This window comes from Streptomyces sp. 8K308, assembly GCF_004348315.1.
Lineage (GTDB): Bacteria > Actinomycetota > Actinomycetes > Streptomycetales > Streptomycetaceae > Streptomyces.
Genome location: NZ_SMKC01000457.1, coordinates 1 through 4674, shown reverse-complemented (window position 1 = coordinate 4674; position 4674 = coordinate 1). Strand labels below are relative to the sequence as shown.

Sequence of the window (4674 nt, the reverse complement as noted above, 5' to 3'; positions counted from 1 at the left end):
GGCGGGGTCCGGCCGGCTACCGACCGGCGCCCGGCACGGCCTCGAGGGCGCGGCGGACGATGTCCTCGGGGCCGGTCGCGATGTCGATCGCGACGCCCGCCTCGTCGTCCTCCAGCGGCTGGAGGGCGGCGAACTGCGAGTCGAGGAGCGAGAGGGGCATGAAGTGGTCGGTGCGAGCCGCCATGCGGTCGCCGATCAACTCGCGGTCACCGGCCAGGTGCACGAAGAAGATGCCGGGGGCCGCGGCCCGCAGCCGGTCGCGGTAGGCGCGCTTGAGGGCTGAGCAGCTGACGACCCCGCCGGAGCCGGCGTGCTCGTGGGCCCAGGCCCCGATGGCGTCGAGCCAGGGCGCGCGGTCGTCGTCGTCCAGCGGGATGCCGGCCGACTGCTTGGCGATGTTCGCCGGAGGGTGGAAGTCGTCGGCCTCGGCGTAAGGGACGCCGAGCCGGTCGGCGAGCAGCGGCCCGACGGTGGTCTTGCCCGAGCCGGCGACGCCCATCACGACCACGACCGGGGCGTCCTGCGAGTGTTGCACCACACTGTCTCCTTCGACCTGGATGGTGCCGACACTCAACCTCATATGTATGACTTATTCAAGAGCCCGTGACCTAAACGTCATATGAGAGGCCAGCCCGTAAGCTGATCCCCGGCGACGGGGAACGAGGGGGAGCGGGAGAACCAGTCATGGACAGAGGCCACCAGGGGCTCCACACCAAGCTCCTCGCCACCCTCGGGCCGGCCATCACCGCCGGCGACTACCCGCCGGGCAGCGTGCTGCGCACCGGCGAGCTCGAGGAGCGCTTCGGGGTCTCCCGCACCGTCGTCCGCGAGGTGGTCCGGGTTTTGGAGTCCATGCACCTGGTGGAGTCGCGCCGCCGGGTCGGCGTGACCGTGCTGCCGGCCGAGGAGTGGAACGTCTTCGACCCGCAGGTCATCAGGTGGCGCATGGCCGGCGCCGACCGGCCGCGCCAGCTGCGGTCGCTGACCACCCTGCGGTCCGCCATCGAGCCGGTGGCCGCCGGCCTCGCCGCCAGGAACGCGAGCCCGGAGGAGTGCGCCGAGATCACCCGGCACGTGCTGGAGATGGTCGCCACCTCACACGGCCACCAGCTCGACGCCTACCTGGTGCACGACATCGCGTTCCACCGCACCGTGCTGCGCGCCTCGGGCAACGAGATGTTCGCCCGGCTCGGGGACGTGGTCAGCGAGGTGCTCTCCGCCCGCACCCGGCACCAGGTCATGTTCGACGACCCCGACCCGGCGGCCGTCACCCTGCACGTCCAGGTCGCCGAGGCGATCCGGGCCCGCGACGCGGAGCGCGCCGAGCGGCTGACCCGCGAGATCACCGAGGGCGCGCTGCGCGAGCTCGACATCCTGGCGCCGTAACGCCCCGTCGCCAACGCCGCGGTCAGCCGGCCAGCGGAAGGAGCCGCTCCTCCCCGGGCGCCACCTCGGCCCCCAGGTCCGGGGTGAGCACCACCCGCACCCCGCTCTCCTCCCACGGCGGCACGCTGATCCACAGCTGCCCCGGCTTCATCCTGATCCGCACCTCGACGCCCCGGTAGCGCACCCGAAGACCGAACTCCGAAAGCTCGGGCAGCGGCGCCGGGTCGAGCCACAGCAGCCCCTCCCTCGTCTCGAGCCCCGTCAGGCCGCGCTGCACCAGGTCCAGGGTGCCCGCCATGGCACCCAGGTGGATGCCCTCGGCCGTCGTGCCGCCCTGCAGGTCGGCCACGTCGCTGGCCAGCGCCTCCCGCAGGTGCGTCCACGCCTCGCCGTGCCGGGCGCGGGCCAGCACCCACGCGTGCACGACCCCGCTGAGCGTCGAGCCGTGGCTGGTGCGCGCCAGGTAGTGGTCGACGGTGCGCCGCCACGCCTCGTCCGACAGCTCGTAGCCCAACCTGCCGAAGATCTCCCGCAGTTCCTCGGGCGAGAACAGGTAGCCGAGCATCAGCACGTCGGCCTGCTTGGACGCCCGGTAGCGGTTGACCGTGTCACCCTCCGCCTCCAGGATCCGGTCAAGTCGCCGGATGTCGCCGTACCGCTCCCGGTAGTCGTCCCAGTCCAGCTCGGCCAGCTCGCCGTAGCCCTCGAACTGGCTCACCACGCCCTCGTGGAACGGCACATGGAGCCGCCGCGACACGTCCTCCCAGCGCTCGAGGTCGCCGCCCCGCAGCTCGATCCGCTCGAACAGCTCCTGCCGGCGCGAGGCCGGCAGCGTGCGGGCCAGGTCGAGGCCGCGCGCCAACACCCACGCCGCCGTGACGTTGGTGTACGCGTTGTCGTCAAGGCCGGGCTCCGGCGCGTCCGGATAGCCGTCGTGATACTCGTCGGGCCCCAGCACCCGCCGGATCCGGTAGCGGCCGAGCGCCGCGTCGAACTCGGCGGTCGAGGCCCAGAACCTGGCGATCTGGAGCAGCATCTCGGCGCCCCTGGTGTGCGCGAACTCCGTGTCGCCGGTGGCCTGCGCGTAGCGCCACACGTTGTAGGCGACGGCCGAGCCGACGTGGTGCTGCAACCGCGAGTTGTCCGGCAGCCACCGCCCGGAGCGCGGGTTGAGGTGCACCTCCGGCGTCTCCTCGCGCCCGTCGCTGCCCGACTGCCACGGGTAACAGGCGCCCTCCCGGCCCAGTGCGCGCGCGGCCCGGCAGGCCGCCGGCAGCCGCCGGTAGCGGTACGTCAGCAGCGACTTGGACAACTCGGGGAAGTGCAGGTTGAGATACGGCAGGACGAACAGCTCGTCCCAGAACACGTGCCCCCGGTACGCCTCGCCGTGCAGGCCGCGCGCCGGCACGCCCACGTCCAACTCGGCGGTGTGCGGCGGCGACAACGTCTGCAGCAGGTGGAACCCGTGCAGCCGCAGCACGTGCCCCGACTCCCCCGGCACCTCCAACTCCGCCTGCCGCCAGAGCCGTTCCCACGCCTGTAGGTGCGAGTCAAGCAGCCGGGCGAAGTCCGGCGCCGCCCGCACGGCCGCCAGCGCCGACTCCATGGGGCCGCTGATCGCCGCGTCCCGCGAGGTGTAGAGCGCCACCACCTTCTCCACGCTCCCGGTGCGGCCCGGCTCGATGGGCACGGTGAGCCGCTGCGCGATCCGGAAGTCCGACCGCCGGTTGCGCACGTTCTCCGGCGCGCCGTCCGGGTCGGCCCGGGTCCTGGCCGCCACCACCGCCCGCACGTCCGAGGCGGTGGTGCGGCAGCGCAGCCACATCACGCCGGGCTCGGCCGGTCCCGCCGTCCCGGTGCCCATCCGTGTCAGGTGGTGGCTGGCCAGGTCGCGGTAGCGGGACACGCCCGTGTTGCCGACCATGCCGTCGATCGCCGACTCCACCTCGACCGTCCCCGACCAGTCCTCGGCGGTGAACGTGGTGTGCAGCGCCGCCAGGTGCGGGTCCGCCATGTGCACGATGCGCGACTGCTCCACGCCCAGGTGCCGGCCGTGCTCGTCGCGGAACCTGATCCAGCGGGTCAGGACGCCGCGCCGCAGGTCGAGGGCCTGCCGGTAGAGCAGCAGCCCGTCGATGTCCTGGTCCGGGTGGAACCAACGGCCGTCCGGGCCCTCGTCGGGGTGGATGCGGAAGCGCAACGGCAGCCAGTTGGGCAGGTTGACCATGTCCTCGTGTTCGAGGAGCCGGCCGGCCAGCACCGTCGGCAGCCGGTTGTAGAGCCCCGCGGCGTAGGTGCCCGGGTAGTGCGCCGGTCCGGCGCTGGTCTCGGGCGCCGCGCCGCGCGTGGCGAAGTAGCCGTTGCCCAGGGTGCACAGCGCCTCGCGGAGCCGCTCGGCCCGCGGATCGTAGCCCTCGTACTCCCAGGTCCAGTCGGGCACGTCCTGGTCACCTCCGCGCGCCGAGCAGCTCGCCGAGGTCCCCGACCACCAGGTCGGCGCCGCGCCGCCGCAGATCGTTCGCGCTGGTCGGGGTGTCCGTGCGGTCCACGCCCACCACGAGCCCGAACCCGCCGCGCCGCCCCGCCTCCACGCCGGCCAGCGCGTCCTCCACGACGGCCGCCGACTCGACGGGCACCAGCAGCCGCCGCGCCGCCTCGACGAACAGCGCCGGATCGGGCTTGCCCGGCAGCCCGAGCCTGGCCACGTCGTTGCCGTCCACCACGGTCTGCAGCAGCGAACGCACCCCGGCCCTGGACAGCAGCTCCCTGGCGTGCCGTGAGGACGAGATCGCGGCGCAGGGCACCCGCGCCCCGTGCAGCGCGAGCAGCAGCCGCACGGTGCCGGGGTAGACGTCGACGCCCTCCTCGTCGAGCACCCGCCGGAACAGCTCTTCCTTGCGGGCCGCGACGGCGTGCACGGTCCCGGTCCCCGGCGGGTCGTCAGGCTCGCCCATCGGCAGGTCGAGCCCGCGCGCCGCGAGGAACGCGGCCGCGCCGTCGAGCCGCGACCTGCCGTCCACGTGCCGCCGGTACTCGTCGATCATGTCGAATGGCGGATCCACGCCCGGCACGGCGTCGAACGCCTCCTTCCACGCGGCGGCGTGCGCCCGGGCCGAGTCGGTGATGACGCCGTCGGTATCGAAGACGACGCCCTGACAACCCCACAACTCCGGCATCGTCATCTCCACCTCCTCCTCCCATGGGACCCCGCCCCCGCCCACCCCGCAAACGCACACGCCCTGGCGCGCGCCCGGCCTCGGGAAGGGCCGGGCCGGCGTGGACCCGGAG

The 4674-nt window shown here is 73.4% G+C and carries 4 protein-coding genes; 1 reads left to right on the top strand and 3 read right to left on the bottom strand.

Annotation, left to right across the window (positions count from 1 at the left end; genetic code table 11):
• Positions 1-16: 16 nt before the first annotated feature.
• Positions 17-499: a gluconokinase gene (locus E1265_RS33895; protein ID WP_243741305.1), complete on the bottom strand. Its 483-nt coding sequence runs from the start codon at positions 497-499 to the stop codon at positions 17-19.
• Between the two features lie 185 nt (positions 500-684).
• Between E1265_RS33895 and E1265_RS33890 the strand changes: the two genes are divergently transcribed.
• Positions 685-1386: an FCD domain-containing protein gene (locus E1265_RS33890; RefSeq protein ID WP_132934787.1), complete on the top strand. Its 702-nt coding sequence runs from the start codon at positions 685-687 to the stop codon at positions 1384-1386.
• A 22-nt stretch (positions 1387-1408) separates the two neighbouring features.
• On the opposite strand, the gene E1265_RS33885 is transcribed toward E1265_RS33890, so the two are convergent.
• Positions 1409-3826 carry a glycosyl hydrolase family 65 protein gene (locus tag E1265_RS33885; protein WP_132934786.1) on the bottom strand — a complete coding sequence of 806 codons (2418 nt, stop codon included), beginning with the start codon at positions 3824-3826 and terminating at the stop codon, positions 1409-1411.
• A gap of 7 nt (positions 3827-3833) precedes the next feature.
• On the bottom strand, positions 3834-4568 hold the full coding sequence (locus E1265_RS33880; RefSeq protein WP_132934785.1) for an HAD-IA family hydrolase: 735 nt from the start codon (positions 4566-4568) through the stop codon (positions 3834-3836).
• Between the last annotated feature and the right edge of the window lie 106 nt (positions 4569-4674).

What these genes read in the sequence shown, in the direction of transcription:
- E1265_RS33895 (WP_243741305.1), bottom strand. Translation starts at nt 499, where the DNA reads ATGGGCGTCGCCGGCTCGGGCAAGACCACCGTCGGGCCGCTGCTCGCC.
- E1265_RS33890 (WP_132934787.1), top strand. Translation starts at nt 685, where the DNA reads ATGGACAGAGGCCACCAGGGGCTCCACACCAAGCTCCTCGCCACCCTC.
- E1265_RS33880 (WP_132934785.1), bottom strand. Translation starts at nt 4,568, where the DNA reads ATGACGATGCCGGAGTTGTGGGGTTGTCAGGGCGTCGTCTTCGATACC.